This window comes from Streptomyces sp. NPDC006516 (genome assembly GCF_040611875.1).
GTDB lineage: Bacteria > Actinomycetota > Actinomycetes > Streptomycetales > Streptomycetaceae > Streptomyces.
Genome location: NZ_JBEXPD010000006.1, coordinates 307,236 through 323,363 on the forward strand (window position 1 = coordinate 307,236; position 16,128 = coordinate 323,363).

Annotated in this window: 17 protein-coding genes and 2 pseudogenes; 10 read left to right on the top strand and 9 right to left on the bottom strand. The window is 69.1% G+C overall.

Features of this window, described 5'->3' with window-relative positions; genetic code table 11:
• Nucleotides 1-117: 117 nt before the first annotated feature.
• Nucleotides 118-1,392 carry a beta-ketoacyl-[acyl-carrier-protein] synthase family protein gene (locus ABZY45_RS19700; protein ID WP_356741541.1) on the top strand — a complete coding sequence of 425 codons (1,275 nt, stop codon included), beginning with the start codon at nucleotides 118-120 and terminating at the stop codon, nucleotides 1,390-1,392.
• 128 nt (nucleotides 1,393-1,520) lie between these two features.
• Here the strand turns inward: ABZY45_RS19700 and ABZY45_RS19705 are convergent, their stop codons facing one another.
• Nucleotides 1,521-2,390, bottom strand: coding sequence for a squalene/phytoene synthase family protein (locus ABZY45_RS19705; protein ID WP_356741641.1), 870 nt, complete (start codon nucleotides 2,388-2,390; stop codon nucleotides 1,521-1,523).
• Nucleotides 2,391-2,655: 265 nt separating this feature from the next.
• On the bottom strand, nucleotides 2,656-3,894 hold the full coding sequence (locus ABZY45_RS19710) for an IS701 family transposase (RefSeq protein ID WP_356741543.1): 1,239 nt from the start codon (nucleotides 3,892-3,894) through the stop codon (nucleotides 2,656-2,658).
• A gap of 73 nt (nucleotides 3,895-3,967) precedes the next feature.
• Here ABZY45_RS19710 and ABZY45_RS19715 point away from each other — a divergent pair, with 73 nt between their 5' ends.
• On the top strand, nucleotides 3,968-4,375 hold the full coding sequence (locus ABZY45_RS19715; protein ID WP_356741544.1) for a hypothetical protein: 408 nt from the start codon (nucleotides 3,968-3,970) through the stop codon (nucleotides 4,373-4,375).
• A gap of 76 nt (nucleotides 4,376-4,451) precedes the next feature.
• Here ABZY45_RS19715 and ABZY45_RS19720 read toward each other — a convergent pair.
• Nucleotides 4,452-5,137: pseudogene (locus tag ABZY45_RS19720) on the bottom strand (IS5 family transposase); the annotation flags it as partial.
• A 9-nt stretch (nucleotides 5,138-5,146) separates the two neighbouring features.
• Here ABZY45_RS19720 and ABZY45_RS19725 point away from each other — a divergent pair.
• From ABZY45_RS19725 to ABZY45_RS19750, 6 genes are all read left to right on the top strand, one after another.
• Nucleotides 5,147-5,287 carry a hypothetical protein gene (locus ABZY45_RS19725; RefSeq protein ID WP_356741546.1) on the top strand — a complete coding sequence of 47 codons (141 nt, stop codon included), beginning with the start codon at nucleotides 5,147-5,149 and terminating at the stop codon, nucleotides 5,285-5,287.
• A gap of 316 nt (nucleotides 5,288-5,603) precedes the next feature.
• Nucleotides 5,604-6,065: an RRQRL motif-containing zinc-binding protein gene (locus tag ABZY45_RS19730; RefSeq protein ID WP_356741547.1), complete on the top strand. Its 462-nt coding sequence runs from the start codon at nucleotides 5,604-5,606 to the stop codon at nucleotides 6,063-6,065.
• Between the two features lie 72 nt (nucleotides 6,066-6,137).
• On the top strand, nucleotides 6,138-6,368 hold the full coding sequence (locus ABZY45_RS19735) for a hypothetical protein (RefSeq protein WP_356741548.1): 231 nt from the start codon (nucleotides 6,138-6,140) through the stop codon (nucleotides 6,366-6,368).
• A 201-nt stretch (nucleotides 6,369-6,569) separates the two neighbouring features.
• Nucleotides 6,570-6,728 carry a hypothetical protein gene (locus ABZY45_RS19740; RefSeq protein ID WP_356741550.1) on the top strand — a complete coding sequence of 53 codons (159 nt, stop codon included), beginning with the start codon at nucleotides 6,570-6,572 and terminating at the stop codon, nucleotides 6,726-6,728.
• A gap of 50 nt (nucleotides 6,729-6,778) precedes the next feature.
• Nucleotides 6,779-7,039: a hypothetical protein gene (locus tag ABZY45_RS19745; RefSeq protein ID WP_356741551.1), complete on the top strand. Its 261-nt coding sequence runs from the start codon at nucleotides 6,779-6,781 to the stop codon at nucleotides 7,037-7,039.
• A 7-nt stretch (nucleotides 7,040-7,046) separates the two neighbouring features.
• Nucleotides 7,047-7,517 carry a hypothetical protein gene (locus tag ABZY45_RS19750; protein WP_356741553.1) on the top strand — a complete coding sequence of 157 codons (471 nt, stop codon included), beginning with the start codon at nucleotides 7,047-7,049 and terminating at the stop codon, nucleotides 7,515-7,517.
• Here the strand turns inward: ABZY45_RS19750 and ABZY45_RS19755 are convergent.
• Nucleotides 7,483-8,040: an XRE family transcriptional regulator gene (locus ABZY45_RS19755; RefSeq protein WP_356741554.1), complete on the bottom strand. Its 558-nt coding sequence runs from the start codon at nucleotides 8,038-8,040 to the stop codon at nucleotides 7,483-7,485. The genes ABZY45_RS19750 and ABZY45_RS19755 overlap by 35 nt on opposite strands.
• 3 nt (nucleotides 8,041-8,043) lie before the next feature.
• A pseudogene (locus ABZY45_RS19760) lies at nucleotides 8,044-10,215 on the bottom strand (helix-turn-helix transcriptional regulator).
• Between the two features lie 81 nt (nucleotides 10,216-10,296).
• On the opposite strand from ABZY45_RS19760, the gene ABZY45_RS19765 reads away from it, so the two are divergent.
• Nucleotides 10,297-11,199, top strand: coding sequence for a zeta toxin family protein (locus ABZY45_RS19765; RefSeq protein ID WP_356741556.1), 903 nt, complete (start codon nucleotides 10,297-10,299; stop codon nucleotides 11,197-11,199).
• Nucleotides 11,200-11,415: 216 nt separating this feature from the next.
• On the opposite strand, the gene ABZY45_RS19770 is transcribed toward ABZY45_RS19765, so the two are convergent.
• A complete protein-coding gene (locus ABZY45_RS19770; protein ID WP_356741558.1) occupies nucleotides 11,416-11,571 on the bottom strand; it encodes a hypothetical protein in 156 nt (51 codons plus the stop codon).
• A 108-nt stretch (nucleotides 11,572-11,679) separates the two neighbouring features.
• The gene (locus ABZY45_RS19775) at nucleotides 11,680-11,871 is read right to left on the bottom strand and encodes a hypothetical protein (protein ID WP_356741559.1); all 192 of its coding nucleotides are present in this window, start codon (nucleotides 11,869-11,871) and stop codon (nucleotides 11,680-11,682) included.
• 297 nt (nucleotides 11,872-12,168) lie between these two features.
• On the opposite strand from ABZY45_RS19775, the gene ABZY45_RS19780 reads away from it, so the two are divergent.
• Nucleotides 12,169-14,880, top strand: coding sequence for a hypothetical protein (locus tag ABZY45_RS19780; RefSeq protein WP_356741561.1), 2,712 nt, complete (start codon nucleotides 12,169-12,171; stop codon nucleotides 14,878-14,880).
• 38 nt (nucleotides 14,881-14,918) lie between these two features.
• Here ABZY45_RS19780 and ABZY45_RS19785 read toward each other — a convergent pair whose 3' ends face one another.
• A complete protein-coding gene (locus ABZY45_RS19785; RefSeq protein ID WP_356741563.1) occupies nucleotides 14,919-15,236 on the bottom strand; it encodes a hypothetical protein in 318 nt (105 codons plus the stop codon).
• A 374-nt stretch (nucleotides 15,237-15,610) separates the two neighbouring features.
• Complete coding sequence (locus ABZY45_RS19790; RefSeq protein ID WP_356741564.1) at nucleotides 15,611-15,820, bottom strand: hypothetical protein; 210 nt, start codon at nucleotides 15,818-15,820, stop codon at nucleotides 15,611-15,613.
• Between the last annotated feature and the right edge of the window lie 308 nt (nucleotides 15,821-16,128).

Genomic DNA, 16,128 nt, shown 5'->3' on the forward strand with positions numbered 1-16,128 from the left:
AACCGAACGCGTACGCGAATGGCTCGCCTCCACCCTCGCGAGGCTACAAGAACACGCCAGGTGCCAAAAACACCTCTTCGCTTCCCTCGCTCACAGGACGACATCGGCGAGCCCTGCATGACGGCCCCCCTGGCTAGCACTCGGATCCTGATCACCGGCCTAGGAGCCATCACTCCGCTTGGTTCCGACGTCGAAACGACCTGGCGAGCCGCCCTCACCGGCCACTCCGGCGTACGCGCGCTTGACCAACCATGGGCGGACGATCTGCAGGTACGAATAGCTGCACAAGTGACCACCGAACTGCCGCTGTCCCGTGTGGAAGCCCGACGCATGGACCGATGCAGCCAACTCGCCATCGTCGCCACTCGCGAAGCCTGGCGAAACGCAGGACTGGAAGACGCCACCAACCGCCGAGCGCACGATCCACGGCGCGTGGCGGTAGTCGCCGGTGTCGGGATCGGAGGCCTGAGCACCACACTGGACCAGCAGGAAACGCTACGCACCGTCGGCCCACGCGGGATCAGCCCTCACGCCGTGACCATGCTCATTCCCAGCGGACCTGCGGCGCACATCAGCATCGAGATCGGCGCGCAGGCCGGAGCCCTCAGCGTCGCAAGCGCCTGTGCTTCAGGTGCCGAAGCCATACTCCGCGCGAGCCAGCTCATCCGAGCCGACGAGGCAGACATCGTGGTCGCCGTCGCCGCGGAAGCACCCATCATGCCGCTTACCATCGCAGGCTTCGCAGCCATGCGCGCCTTGTCCAGGAACAACGAACATCCCACTAAGGCTTCCCGCCCCTTCGACGTGAACCGTGACGGATTCGTCATCGGCGAGGGTGCTGCGGCTCTCATCCTTGAGTCCGAGCAGTCCGCCCGAGCCCGAGGCGCCCCGGGCTACTGCACCTTTACCGCCGGAGCGCTCACCACCGACAGCTACCACGTCGCACTGCCTGCCCCGCACGCCATCCAATCGGCACGATCCATTGAACTCGCCCTGTCCCGAGGCAATCTGGCCCCTCACGACATCGCCCACGCCAACGCACACGCAACCTCAACGCCAGCCGGCGACTTGGCTGAAGCGCTCGCCTACACAAAGGCATTCGGCGACCATTCCCAGAAGATCGCCATCTCCGCAACCAAATCGATGACCGGGCATCTCCTCGGCGCAGCCGGCGCGCTCGAAGCAGTCTTCACCGTCTTGGCCCTCGTTGACAGACTCGCCCCGCCAACCATAAACCTGAACGCTGTCGATGCGGCCATGGCGCTGGATATCGTCAAACAGGCTCCCCGTCCCCTTGCGCCAGGTCCAATCAGCGCCCTGAGCACCTCCTTCGGTTTCGGAGGACACAACATCGCCCTCATCTTCAAGAGCGACACCGAACCTGAACGTTGAGCTGTCCCGAGTTCCGTTGAGTCCGCCTGAAACAAGATCACCGGACTCTACGGAACTCGGGGCAGCTCACTTCCCAGCGCTGGGAAGGAAGAGCGCGGAGCTGTACCTGATACGGCCTCGGCGCCTGGTCAGGTTCGGGCTGCAAGGAGCCCGCGCAGAACGGAACCCGACCCGAACCCGGAGTTGGAGCGGGTAAGCGCGGCTCCCTTACGGCTGACGGAACGGGTCCGGGCCATGAGGGAGATCAGTATGGCTTTGGGGAAGCGGCGGGTGCTGGGGATGATGCCGCGGGTGTCATGTAGCGAGGTACTGATCCGGCTGCAGGTGTGCTGGACGAAGGCACGCAAGGCGTTGGTGCCAGACGCGTCGCCCAGGCATGCGTAGTCGATGCCATATGCTGCCAGGTCCTCGTGGATCAGCATCGGCCGACCGTCCGCGAGGTCTTGGGGCAGGTCGTCCAGGAAGTCCAGGCGCTGGATCGCGTCGCCCAGACTCCGCCAAGCCCCCGGATTCTTCTGGAGTGCTTCTGCGTCGATAGGTGCCCAGGTGAGCAGCGTGCCGGGCAGAGTGACGTCGGAGACGAACTGCTGATACTCGGCCTCGCTCCGGAAACCTGCCGTGCGCTGGTGGCGGCTCATTCCGACCAGAACAGCGACGACGGCCTGGGGGTCTACGTCGCGCGAGGGAGGGTGTGGAGCAAGGCACGCAGAAGCGGTGACGCGGACTGCTGCGTCTGCAGTGCGGTGAGCGTTCTCTGAGTCCAGCAGGCGAGGGAGGCCCGGCGGTGGTCGGCGGTGGGGCCGCGGTCGGCAGAATCGTCCGTGTAGGTCCCAAAGACGAAGGTTGCGATGGCGTGAGGCTGGTGCTCCGCCGGCAGCAGGCTTCGGACGGCGACATCCGCCGCGGTGTCGCGGCGAGCCATACACCGTGCCGCGTGGGTGTAGTCCTGCCGGAGACCCAGACTCTGCACCCCGGCAGCGGACAGGACATGCCCCCACAACAGAGGGCGCAGCAGCAGCCCGCGCGGACAGGGAAGCGGAGCCGGAAGGAGCGAAGTAGGCACGGAGAACCAACGAGTGGACTGGCCAACGGTTCCGTACCGTCGGAGGTGCCCAGGTTGCTGCGTAGTGGGCGGCGGCCTAGTCATGCTTCGTTAGGTTCTGTGTCTGGTTCGGTTGCGGGGCAGGGGTCGCTTGCAGGTGGTGCATGTGCCGGTCCAGCCCTTCAGCAGGCCCTGGAGGAGGTCCAGGACCTGGTAGAGGGTCAGGCCGGCGTGTGGGCTTTTGGGTCGAGCCGCCTGAGGGTGAGAAAGGCTTGGGCGGCGGTGACGAGGGTGACGTGGTGGTGCCAGCCGCGCCAGGTGCGTCCCTCGAAGTGGTCCAGTCCCAGACCGTGCTTGAGTTCGCGGTAGTCGTGTTCGATGCGCCAGCGCATCTTCGCCCAACGCACCAGGTCAGCGACCGGGGTGTCTCGCGGCAGGTTCGATATCCAGTAGCCGGTCGGGGCGTCCTGGTCCGCGGGCCATTCGACCAGCACGGTGGAAGCGGGCAGGACACCGTCCCAGTGGTTGCGCCCGCCGCCTGCGGTCTGGGCTGCGGCCAGGGACTGCTTGCCCGCCGTCCGAAGAGCCAGGACCGCGAACCTTGAGGTCATCGTGCCTCTACTGCCCTGCCGCCGGGCCACCTCGGCAAAGTGGCCGGCGGCAGCGGCCGTGGCTGCGTGGACGGTGAGCGCCCGCGGTGCCGTCCGGTATCGGGCAAGCGTCGGCGGGCCCAGTCCTCCGTAATCCGGCTGGTGGGGCTCGATGTCCAGCTCGTGGGCGACTTCCTTCCCGGTCAGTGCCAGGACGTAGGCCAGGCCCCGCTCCTGAAGGCCGTGGCGGAAGGGGGTGCTGACGCCGTAACCCGCATCCGCGACCACGATGGGGGCCTTCAGCCCCCACTCGGTCACGTTGTCCAGCAGCCCGAGCGCGAGCCGCCATTTCTCCTGACGGACGATGCCGTCAGGGACGCCTGCCCGGCGGCAGCGGTCCGGCTCGTCCGTCCACTCCCGGGGCAGATACAACTGCCAGTCCAACGGACACGACGCGGTGTCGGTAGCGGCATGGACACTGACCGCGACCTGGCAGTTCGCCCGCTTCCCCAGGGCTCCGCAGTATTGGCGGGCCACCCCGGCAGAGGCGCGGCCGCACTTGGGAAACGACACATCGTCGATCACCCACACCTGCGGTGTGATCACCTTGGACAACCGCCGGGCGATCCGCCGCCGCACCGGCAACGGATCCCACGGCGACTGATTCACGAACTGCTGCAGAGCCTGCATGTTCCCGTCCGGCAACCGCTCGGCCATCGGCTGGATCGACTTACGTCGGCCGTCCAGCATCAGACCGCGCAGATAACACGCACCCCACCGCCGCTGATCCCGCCGCGGCAACGACCCGAACACATCACCCACGAACTCCGCCAACTCACCCGGGAGTCGCTCGACATCCCCCAGTTTCACACCCAAAGAGTGCCCACCACCAGGCAAGATCACCCAAGGTAACGAAGCACTACTAGGAGCTCTCTTACGGATCATGAGGGGAGATCCGAGTGCAGACCTGCTCGCGTTGGCAGAACTGCTGCCTGCAACGATGCGTCTTGACCTTGCTGTGTGGGACGGCGACCGTCCATTCGACAACCGCCAAGCGGGCTCGATGTATGACGAGCTCTACGAACGCTACCTGGAGTCGGACGATGTCGTCGTGCCTCCGGCGCCGCGCATCGTGGCGTACATCGAAGCTCTCGTCGCGCAGTACCCCGATGACGTCGACCACAACGTCGTGTGGGCGTCGACACCGGTCATCGAAGAGGCATCGGGACCGATCGTGTACCTGCTCATGTCTTACGGCAAGGCCGAGGAAGTGTCCGAGTACGCCGCTGAACTGGCACGCGAGCATGGTCTCGTCTGCTTCGATCCGCAGGGAGAATATCTCCGCTCTTGAGTCGGCTGTTCTTCAGCGGGCGGACCAGAGGAAGATGCCCGCGATGAGGAGGCCGGCGCGGTAGACCGTGGCTGTAGCGGGTGGCCAGGCCGCGCCATTGCATGAGGCGGTTGATGCAGCGTTCGATGGTGTTGCGCTGCTTGTATGTCTCGCGGTCGAAGGCTGGTGGTCTGCCACCCCGCCTTCCTCGTCGCAGACGGTGGCCGCGTTGGTCGGCTGGGATGGGGATGACCGCCCGGATCCTACGTTTGCGCAGGTGCTCGCGGATCGCGCGGGAGGAGTACGCCTCATCGGCCAGGACCACGTCTGGCCTGGTGCGTGGCCGTCCTCGGCGTCGAGGAACGCGAAGACCAGCCATGACGTGAGCGAAGGCAGGTGCGTCACCAGCTTGTCCGGCGGTGAGCACGAAGGCCAAGGGCCGGCACTGAGTGTCGGAGGCCAGATGGATCTTTGTGGTCAGCCCGCTGCGGGACCGGCCGATGGCATGGTCTGTCGGTTCGCCGGCCGGGGCACTTTTTTGCGGGCTCCGGCCGCATGTTGGTGAGCGCGCACGATGGTCGAGTCGACCGAGACTGCCCAGGTGAGATCGCTGTCGGCGTCGGCCTGCGCGATCAGCGCAGTGAACACCCGCCCCCAGGTGCCGTCGATCGCCCACATCCGCAGCCGGTTGTAGACACCTCGCCAGTTGCCGAATTTCTCGGGAAGGTGGATCCATTGCGATCCCGTCTGGAACTTCCAATCGTTTTGCCGGTGAAGGATCACCGTGCAGACGTGACGGTCCGGGCTGCGATCGGCGGTGCCACATGGACGAAGGGCTCGCGGGCAGAATCCCGTGAGCTTCGACTCTCCCCGGTCACCGGCCTCGCCTACGACGCGAAGACCGGAGAGGAATTCAACTTCGGCAGCCCGTGAACACATGCCCGGGCAGGCGCCCTATAGTGCCCGCCCGAGCGTCGCTGAAGCGACAGAGAGCGTCGCTTCCCTTTGACCTGTTGGCCTGCCCGGTCCTCGACAGCTGACACAGTTGTCGAGGACCGGCCTGGCCACCTGACACACCCCGCGCCCCGCCACGGACACCGTGGCGGGGCGTAGCACTGCCCACCATCCGTTGGAGGACACACGTGCTTTCGTCATGCCCGCGCCGCCGGATTGGCCGGCCCCGCCCGCAGCGCCCCGGCCTTCGCTACCCGCACCGGCCCGGCCGGCTCCCCGCCCCGTGGAGCGGGTGATGCCCCGCCCCCGGAAGAGCCGGCGCCGCCGCGAGGTGATCCGCATACCGCGCAGCGAGGCCCTGTTACCCGAGTACGACCGGAGCGCCGTCCCCGAAGGGCTGCTCACCCGGCGACAGCTGAGGGACCTGTCCCTCAGCCCTGGTGACAATGACGGCCCGGTCGCGGTCCTGCACTGCAAAGGGTGCCTGTACCGGCCGCAATGGTCGTGCACCCACCCCACCCGCGGATACCTCCTCCGCGCCGACCTGGCGAAGCCGAAGCGCACCCCGAGGCTCGCTCAGGAATGGGCGCTCGACCGTGCGATGGCAGCCAGGCAGACCTGCCCGACCTGCCGACGCAGGTACGTCTACACACTGCCGTTGCGCGCCCTGGGCTGCTGCCTGGAGTGCTGGGACGGCACCCCGGCCGACCCGGCCAACTACACCGCACCCCTGGCCGGCCACGACCTGGCCGCCTGACCCCCGGGCATCAGCACTACCCCGTGGCAGCAGCTGCTGCCCGGCCTCGCACGCCACCAAGGAGCATCCATCATGGCGTTCGCTCTCTTCACCCGCCGCCCCGCCGTCGCTGAGCCCGAGCCGCAACCGTGGCCGACGATCGGCGAGACCTGGCAGCCCGAGGGTGTCACCATCGCCCAGCGCTACTACAACCTCGCTACGGCCGTCGTCCTCGTCTACAGCACCGACGAGACCACCGACGAGACCACCGACGACATGATCGCCATGAACCGCCACACGGTCGTCTGCCTGGGCTGCCACTAAATCGACACCTCCTCCGTACGGCACTCCTACGCCTGCCGGTTCGACCTCTCCGCCGCCGCGACCGCTGCGAACGACCACGCCGCTACCTGCCGCGCCCTGCCCCGCGACATTCCTGCCCGACCGGACGATGCCGCCGCGCACGCACTCATGTGCCGCTGGGTCAGCGGCACACGCCGACAGGGCGAGGACGTAGAGCTGCGGGTGTCCGCTCTCGACACGCACCGTCTGACTCTCCAGCGCACCAACGAGTGGATCTACGCGACGCTCCGGCAACTGGCTGCCGACGAGCCGCAAGCGCTGCGCATCGAGGGCCACGGCAGCCGCATGCGGTACGTCGCACGCTCCCGCCCGAAGAGGTGACCGAAACGCCCCGGGCCGCTCCATCCCGTGCTTCAACCTGAGGAGACTTCGTGACTGTTCACCCCATCCGCCTGATCTCATTCGGCTACCTGCACCTGCCCACCGGACCGGACGGCCAGCCCATCCCGCCCGCCGCCGGCCGGGTCGAAGACGTCCGCGACCGGCTCCGTGACCCCGCCGCCGCCCGGGCCATCCTCGACCTCGACGGCCACCACCCCCGCGTCCAAGACATCGTCCTCACCACCCCCGGCGCCCGCGAACTCCTCTCCAACCTCGCCGACTACGCCCGTCGGACGACGGGAGACCGGTGAGGCATACGTGGGCACCCACAGCGCCTGGGACCTGCTGCGGGGCGCCGGTGTCATCGACTCGAAGGACACCCTCAAGGACGCGCTGCGGCACGGGCAGCGGCCAACGGCCGAGCTGGTCGACGCCTACAACATCCAGTCCACGCAGGTCCGCAACCTGCTCGTCCGCTACCTCGAAGAACGCCGGCCCGGGATCGACTACGGCACCTTCCGAGGACTGGTACGCGAACTGGCCGGCGTGTTCTGGGCGGACATCGAGGCACACCACCCCGGCATCGACACCCTCCGTCTGCCCGACGATGTCGTCGCGCTGGTCTTCGTGCGGATCGCGGACGTGCTGGGCCAGCCGTTCGAGCTGGACTTCGAGCACCGCGGGGGCCGGATGCGAAGCGCCACGCCCCCGACAGCTCCAATGCCGGGGACGCTGCGCGCGTATGGAAGCTGGCCTACAGCTCGATGTCGAGCCGCTCCACGTCGGTGAACTCCACTCCTAGGCCGGGCGCTCTGCTGTTGTTGGCGCGGAAGTACATCCGGGCCAGACCGTCGGCCGCGATCTGCCGGAGCTGGTCCTCGGTCTTGCCCTGCTCCCGTGCGGTGAACAGCTTGTCGGCGTACTCGGGCGGCAGGGCCTGGCTGATGTCCCGGATGCGGGCGTCGTCGGTCGTACCGCCGGCGGCCTTGAAGCCGAAGCGGGCCCGGGTGGAGACGACCAGCCCGCCCGTGGACGCTGCCTGCTTCCGCGCCTTCGCGCGGATCTGCGGCTGCCACCTCTTCTTCACCTCGCGCTCCAGGCGGCCGCGCAGGTCTTGGCGGGGCCGCTTGAGCTTGCCCGAGACGTACCGCTCCACGGTGCGCTGGGAGATCCCGAGCGCCTGGGCGGCGGCCTTGGTGCCCTTGAGCTGCTTGACGAGGTATTTCATCTGCGCCTGGGCGCTCTGCGGGATGCGGCGGGTGAACGCCCCCTCCAGGGCGCGGTCCAGGCTGTCCCCGAGCGAGTCCACCACGGCCTACTCCCCTTCTCCGGCCTTCTGGTCGGTCTTGATCAGGTTGGAGATGTTGAAGACGCCGCCGCGCTCCTCGAACTGCTGCTCCGCCCACAGCACGGTTTGCGTCCCCTGGTGCTTCACCATCCCCGGCGAGACCCCGAGCCGGAACGTGCCCGGCGCCGGCTTGCCCTCGGGCGTGAGCGGCAGGACGTCCAGCGGCGACGGCCCGGAAGAGGGGTAGACGATCGCGTCGGTGCCGATCGCGACCGGGTACAGGTCGGCGGCCGCCGTCTTCATCAGCTTGCGGTGCAGGCCGGTCCGCTGGTTTGCCAGCACGGCGGCCCGGATGTCCGGGCGCCACGTCCATCGGTCCAGCGCAGGGTACGGCTCGTAGTACGGCACCTGCCCCCGGGAGCGCTGGCGCAGCTTCCCGATCGCGCCCTTCGCCGTCGCCTTGATCGCGGTCTCCAGCAGCGCCATCGTCGGGTCGACCTCCTTGCGCCGCGCCATCGCCTCGAGGAACTCCTCGCCCTGGAGGTCGGTGGTGACGCCCATGTCGGCCATCGTCTCCACGTACGCGTCGCGCAGCCGCTTGTACCAGGAGTCGAGGTAGCAGCCGGTCTGGGTTCGCACATACGCCTCGATCGGCGCGACGTCGAAGCCGAGCTCCACCGCGTACCGCACGGTGGGCGTGGCGTACCAGGCCGGCCCCTCGGGGTAGTCGCCCTTCGGCGTGAACGGGGACGGCAGCCGGGAGCCGTCGACCGTACGGCCGTTGACCCGCACGCGGGACAGGTCGACGTGGGAGAGGTCGACCAGCCACGAGCCGGGCAGCGCCGGATCGAACTGAGGGTTGCCAGTCAGGTGGGTCGGCCCGTTCAGTCCGACCGTGAGCCCGTTCGCGGCCGCGGCGAACGACATGTTGACGTCGACGACGACCAGGTACGGGTTGGCGCACTCCTCATCGGTCAGCGGCCGGCACCAGTCGTAGGGCTCCTCCATCAGCATCTCTGCAGGAGTACGGATGTGGTGGCGGGCGAACCCCGCGTCCTTCAGGATCGGGTGCTCGTCCGGGACCTCGCACGGCACGACGTCGTAGTGGCGGTGATCGCGTCATCGTTGAACGCGGCTTGAACTCCCCGGTGGCCTCGTCCTTCTGGGCGCGGGTGGGCGGGCGCAGCGCGGTCATCAGCTCCAGGCCGGTCGTCGCGGTGGAGCCGCGTGGGGTGATGACCCGGGCCGCGTACAGACCGAGGTACTGGACGAGTTCGGCCGGGTGCATCGTCGACAGCTGCGGGTTGTCCTTCTTGTCCCACTCCCGGGCGTCCAGGGCGTTCCAGGGCAGGATGCACAGCTGGACGCAGCGACGCTTGGAGCCCTCGGGGTCGCGGTAGACCCGGGCCCACGGGCCGAAGCCCCGCTGGCTCATCTTGAGCCCGGCCCGTTCGATCTGCTTGACCACCTTGTGGCCGGCCGGGATGCGGCCCGCGTGCCGCTCCTCCTCCGACAAGGCGACCGGCAGGCCGAAGCGCGCCAGCGCGGACGCGGTGAGGACGAGGATCGGGTCGGCGTCGCGGCCGTTGCGGTGCAGCCGGGCCTGCCCGAGCCGGGCCTTGGTCAGCGTCCAGTCGACCAGCGCCGGGATCGTCTTGGCGGGCACGTCCAGGACCAGGCCGCCGACGCAGTACGCCGACACCTGCCCGTCCTCGCAGTCGATGACCGCGAGCGGCCCGTTCTCGAAGCGCGGGTCGGCTTCGGCGGTCGCCGTGGTCTTCTTCGCCTCAGCCTTCTTCGCACCCGGGCGCCGCGACGACGCGGCGGGCGTACGGCAGCAGCCGGGGCCGGCGCTTTGGCCGCCGGGGCGGGAACGGTCGCGGGGCCGGTGAACGCCTCGGGCACCGTCGGCGGCGGGGCAGTGGCGGGCGCGTCGGCGGCCGGAGCGGGGAAGCGGGCGGCGAGGCCCTCGAGCAGCCGGGCGTAGGCGGCGCGCTTCGGTGGCCGCGGCTCGGTCTCGCCTGACTCCCAGTTCCCGATGGTCTCCCGCCGGCTCTTCAAGGCCTTGGCGATCTGTTCCTGGCTCAGCCCGGCGGCCTCGCGCAGACGCTTGCGCTCCTCGGGTGTCGGGAGATCGTCCTGAGCGACCTCTTCCAGCAGCGCATCGACGGCGCTAAACAGCTCGTCCTCAGTGGGCACAGAGCTCACCTCCACAACACCACATACCTCAATTGAGCGTCGGATTTCACATTGAATTTCACATGGATTACTCATTGTGCTGTGGTCTCCCGGGACGATCCAGACCGGGAAGCACTGGAGGCTCTGTGGACGACGTGGACGACTACGCCGTGCTTCCGGCCCGCGAGAGCCGGGCCGTGCTGTGATCCTGCCTGCAGCCGCCGTGAGCGCCGTGCCCCAGGCCCGCCCGGTCGTGGTGTTTGGCGGCGGCAGGCCGCCCACAGCCACTACGCCGCAGCGCTGGCCGTCGACATCCGGACCGCCGGCTCGAAGGTCCGGCCGGACACCAGCTCCTGGCAGGCAGCCGTCGAGGAGTACGTCCGGAACCACGGCCAGGACACGGTCGTCGAATCCGCCCGCGCCAACCCGGACGACTTCCGTGCGTCGTCGGAGGCGTCCTGCCGCTCCCAGCACCGGATCGAGGCAGTCGCGCTCGCGACGCCCGGGGCGTTAAGCCAGCTGGGCATCATCGACCGCTTCCTCACCGAGACCTCCGTCGGCACGGGCGGACGGTTCGTGACCTGGGCGAACCACGACTCGTGCGCGAAGAACATGCTCACGACGCTCGCGGTGATCGACGCCGAGCAGCTCGCCGACCGCATCACCGTGGTGACCCGCGACGGCACGGTGCTGTACGACAACGAGCTCGTCGACGGCGCGTGGCGGCGCCGGCCCGCCGCCGACAAGGCGGTCGCCCGAGGCCGCTCGCGCGCCTGGACGGCCCGGGAGACGACCGTGTTCCAGCAGGAGATAGCCCTTGCCGAGGTGCGCGTGCACCGCGACGTGCCGGGCGAGGACGAGCGCCCGGCCGTCGTACGGGACGGGCGGCGGGACGCCGCGCTCGCCGTCAGTCCGCCGCATCACCCAGCTCCGACGGTGCGCCCCGGGCGTCGACTACCACCGGCTCTTACACCGCGGAGCACTGGTGGGTCTTCGACGAGCTGATCGTCCCGTCCTCCTCAACTGCATCGTCACCCGGAACGAGCCGCGCGCCGTCTACGTCCTGGGGCAGCCCGGGGCGGGCAAGCTGCTGGCGCCCGGATGGTCCGCCGCGCGATGCGGCCCGGCACGAACCGGGCGCACCTGCACGCCGCGCATCGACCAAAGGTGCTGAAGCCGCTTCCTCTGCGGGAAACGCCCCCTGCGTGCGAGGCCGACGCGTCAGATGGGGATTAGCGGAATGATGTCGGTCCCTGCGTACGGCTCGGGTTCCAGCGACAGGAGCGTCAGCGGCTCGCCCGCCTTTGCCGCGTGCCAGGCGATCGCGGCGGCGTGGGCAAATGGCCAGTCCACGTCTTTCCAGTCCATCGCATCCACTGCGTGCGCCGTGGTGAACGGACCGTTCTCCGCGAATCGCAGGGACGCCGCGTGCTGGCCTGGAGCTGTACGTGCTCCGTACGAGTAGGACAACATCCGTCTGGCGATTCAGACGAGCAGTGCTGCGAGGGCCGCGGTCACGGTCGCGGCGAGAGTGAGGACCGCTGTGAAGGCGACAGCGGCTCGGGTGAGCGCGGTGGGGTACGTGGCCCCCTCCATGCGGGCGAGTTTGCCCGCGCCAGCGGCGGCCAGCAGTGCGACGACGATCACCAGCGCGATGGACAGAAGGACGACGGCCACGAGGACTCCCGGGAAGTGGTGAAGTGCTGACGTGGTCGAAGGTCATGGAACCGGTGTTCGCCGGTGTTCGCCGGGACGAGAATGGACACCGGCGAACACATCTGGGCCTCGGGGAAGGTGCATGGACGAGCAGACCGGCCACAGCCCGCAACTATCCAAACTGCGTGAGAGACTGGCCGACGGGCTGGCCCGGGCCCGGTTGAACCAGACCCAGCTGGCCCGGCGGGCGGGTCTGGGACGGACCACCGTCTCGGAGGCGCTCTCTCCCAGAAGCCGGTGCCGTCCGCGGAGACGGTGGTGGCCCTGTCACGCGCGCTGCGGCTGCCCGAGGCAGAAATGCTGGCGTTGCAGCGCACCGCGGTGCAGCAAGCGGGCATGAGTACGACCGAAGGGCCGGGCCGCCCCATTGGAGAGTGGGCGCCGCATGACCTGGAGGTCCACCGGGCCGGACCCGGCCCGAACGCCGCAGGATCCGACCTGTCTGCAGAGCGGGCTTGGCCCGCCTATGTGCGTCGCGAGCATGACCGGGTGCTGGACAAAACAGTCGACGACACCATGGCCGGCCGCAGTCGGATCATGGTGCTGGTGGGCGCCTCCTCGACGGGCAAGACACGGGCCTGCTGGGAGGCCGTCCAACCCCTAGCCGATCAGGGGTGGCGGTTGTGGCATCCCTTCGACCCGACCAGAGCGCAGGCCGCGTTGGAGCAGCTGCACCGCGTCGGGCCCCGCACGGTGGTGTGGCTGAACGAGGCCCAGCATTACCTCGGCGACCGGGCAGTAGGTGAGCAGATCGCAGCAGCCGTGCACCGTCTACTGGTCAGCCGGGAGCGCGGGCCCGTGCTGGTGCTGGGCACGCTCTGGCCCGAGTACGCCACCCAATACACGGCTCTGCCCACACCGGCCGAGCCGGATCTGCACAGTCGAGTACGAGAATTACTCGCCGGCCACCTCTTGGCAGTACCCGATGCCTTTGACGCCCCGGCCCTGGCCGCGGCCAGGGCCCTCGCCAAGGATGGCGACTGGCTGCTGGCCGACGCCCTCACCCGTGCACACGCCGACGGCCGGATCACCCAGGACCTGGCCGGTGCTCCCGAGCTCCTTAACCGCTACCAGCATGCCGGTCCAGCCGCCAAGGCTGTGCTGCAGACCGCGATGGACGCGCGCCGCCTCGGCGTCGGCTTGCACCTTCCCCAGGCCTTCCTCACTGATGCCGCCACTGACTACCTCAGCCAGAGCGACTACGACCAGCTCTCCGACGGTTGGGCAGAACAGGCATACGCCGAACTCGCCAAGCCTGTCCACGGCAAACAAGCTCCCTTACGCCAGACCTCCCCCCGCCCCGTGCGACGTCCGCTCGCCCCTGCCTCCGCCGCCACCACGGGTGCAGAGGCAGGGAAGGGACCTCAGTTCCGGCTCGCCGACTACCTCGAGCAACACGGTCGCACCAGCCGCCGTCACCTATGCCCACCTGCGTCTTTCTGGCATGCCGCCCTCACCCATCTCGCTCACCCCGATCACCTGAACCGCATCGCGGATGAAGCCGAGAAACGCCTTCGGCTGCAGTGGGCTCACCACTTGCGCCACCAAGCCGCCGCCCACGGAAGCCCTGTGGCCCTGGCCTTCCTAGCGGTGATGCGTGCGGAGGCCGGGGACCCGGACGGCGCCGAAGTCTTAGCCCGGCAGGCCGCTGGCCATGGCGACACAGACGTCATGCGCCAACTGGTCGAGATGCGGGAGGAAGCCGGGGACCGGGACGGTGCTGAAGCCCTGGCCCAGGAGGCCGCTGGCCTCGGCGATACCGACGCCCTGCGCCAACTGGCGGTGACACGCGAACTCGCTGGGGACGGGGACGGCGCCGAAGCCCTGCTTCGTCAAGCCGTCGGCCTCGGCGATACCGACGCCTCGCGCCAGTTGGCGAGGATGCGGGAGGAAGCCGGGGACGGGGACGGCGCCGAAGCCCTGCTTCGTCAAGCCGTCGGCCTCGGCGATACCGACGCCCTGTGCCAACTGGCCGAGATGCGGGAGGAAGCCGGGGACCGGGATGGTGCCGAAGCCCTGCTTCGTCAAGCCGTCGGCCTCGGCGATACCGACGCCCTGTGCCAACTGGCCGAGATGCGGGAGGAAGCCGGGGACCGGGACGGCGCCGAAGCGTTGATTCAGCAGGCCGCCGACCACGGCGATACCGACGCCCTGCGCCAACTGGCGGTGACACGCGAACTCGCTGGGGACTGGGATGGTGCCGAAGCCCTGCTTCGTCAAGCCGCTGGCCTCGGAGACACTGACGCCCTGCGCCAACTGGCCGAGACGCGGGAGGAAGCCGGGGACCGGGACGGCGCCGAAGCGTTGATTCAGCAGGCCGCCGACCACGGCGATACCGACGCCCTGCACCAACTGGCGGTGACACACGAACTTGCCGGGGACCGGGACGGTGCCGAAGCCCTGGCCCGGAAGACCCTCGTCTACGGTGACGCCATCGCCCTGTGCCGGCTGGCGCTGATGCGGGAGTCTGCCGGGGACCGGGCAAGCGCGGAAACCCTGGCCCGGCAGGCCGCCGACCACGGCGACACCGATGCCTTGCGTCAGTTGGCGATGATGCGGGAGAAAGCCGGAGACCGGGATGGCGCCGAAGCGCTGAGCCAGCAGGCCGCCGACCGCGGTGACACCATCGCCCTGTGCCGGCTGGCGCTGATGCGGGAGTCTGCCGGGGACCGGGCAAGCGCGGAAACCCTGGCCCGGCAGGCCGCCGACCACGGCGACACCGACGTTTTGAGCCAACTGGCGGTGATGCGGGAGTCTGCCGGGGACCGGGCGAACGCGACAATCCTGGCCCGGGAAGTTGCCGACTACGGCGGAGCCTCTGGCGAATACGAGCACACGGCCTGGGCATCGATGCTCCGCATGCGATGGCCACACGGTATGGACCCGGACGGCACTCCGACGACTCCCTGGCAACCGACGGTGGATACTCCGTACAGCCCACTCACACCATCCGCCGATTCATCGCCATAGACAAAGCTGTCACTTCGCGGTTCGTTGCCCGGTGCTGGTCACGGCGCGCCCGCACCCGCCGTCTCACCCCGCTGGAGGACGAGCCCAACCGGCGCGCCGGCCACTACCGCGATGCCGCCCTCGCCCTCGCGCTCGCGCTCCCGACCGTCCCCGGCCTGGCCGGCCGCGACTGGAGCGCGGCTGCCGCGGACCTGCAGCCACCCCGGCGGCTCGGAGAGGGCGCTTACGGGAACGCGCTCACCCTCCATATGACCGCCCTCGCCGACCTCCTCGACACCACACAACCCGACCCCACGAGCCGCACCGACGACGAGGACGAGGACGCGCAGGACGTCGAGGACCGACTCCTCGAGCACGAGAGCCGCTACTGGGAGGGCAGCGCCACCATCCTCGGCCTCACCCCTCCCGTCCTCAGCATCACCACTTTGGAGACCGCGCTCGCGGCCGCCCACCTGGCAGGCGCTGCCGACCGCGACCAGGCCGACCTGCTGTGGCGACGCCTGCCCGCACTCGCCGACCAGCCCCGCGACCGCCGCAACACCGTTACCGCCTGGCTCACCACCCTCTACCCCCCGACCCTGGCCGCTCCCGGCGGACCACCGTGGGGTGCGCTGCAGCCCGACCGACTCGCCGAACGCCACACCGGCCACGCCCTCGAAGCCGACCCCCGTCTCGCCGACCAACTCCTCGACGGCGCCGACGACACCCAGACCGAACAGCTCCTCACCGTCTACAGCCGCGCTGCCGCCACCCCGTCTTCCGGAGCCGCCTCGACACCCAGCTCACCGACCTCTGCATCCGCCATCATCGCAAGCTGGCCGCGCACATCATCACCACCGCCACCCGCACGGACCACCCGGCCCCTCTCACCACTGCCCTCGACACCCTCGCCACCGACCCCGCGACCCCGCTCGACACTCTCGACACTCTCTACGGTCATTTCCCCCGCTCTAGCCACCGCCTCGCCGCCTCTGCGGCCCACCTCACCCACACCCTCACCGGCCACTGCCGCACCCTGGCTGAGGTCAACCCGGACGCCTACCTGCCCGCCCTCGCTACGTCGCTCAACAACCTCTCCATCCGCCTGGGTGAGGTGGGCCGGCGGGCGGAAGGTCTGGCGGCCGTCGAGGAGGCCGTCGGCCATTACCGCACCCTGGCTGAGGTCAACCCGGACGCCTACCTGCCCGCCCTCGCTACGTCGCTCAACAACCTCTCCATCCGCCTGGGTGAGGTGGGCCGGCGCGTACG

Bases quoted from the DNA above. Each gene is read 5' to 3' on its own strand.
- ABZY45_RS19700 (WP_356741541.1), top strand. From the start codon at position 118: ATGACGGCCCCCCTGGCTAGCACTCGGATCCTGATCACCGGCCTAGGA.
- ABZY45_RS19715 (WP_356741544.1), top strand. From the start codon at position 3,968: ATGAGGGGAGATCCGAGTGCAGACCTGCTCGCGTTGGCAGAACTGCTG.
- ABZY45_RS19730 (WP_356741547.1), top strand. From the start codon at position 5,604: ATGCCCCGCCCCCGGAAGAGCCGGCGCCGCCGCGAGGTGATCCGCATA.
- ABZY45_RS19735 (WP_356741548.1), top strand. From the start codon at position 6,138: ATGGCGTTCGCTCTCTTCACCCGCCGCCCCGCCGTCGCTGAGCCCGAG.
- ABZY45_RS19790 (WP_356741564.1), bottom strand. From the start codon at position 15,820: ATGACCGTAGAGAGTGTCGAGAGTGTCGAGCGGGGTCGCGGGGTCGGT.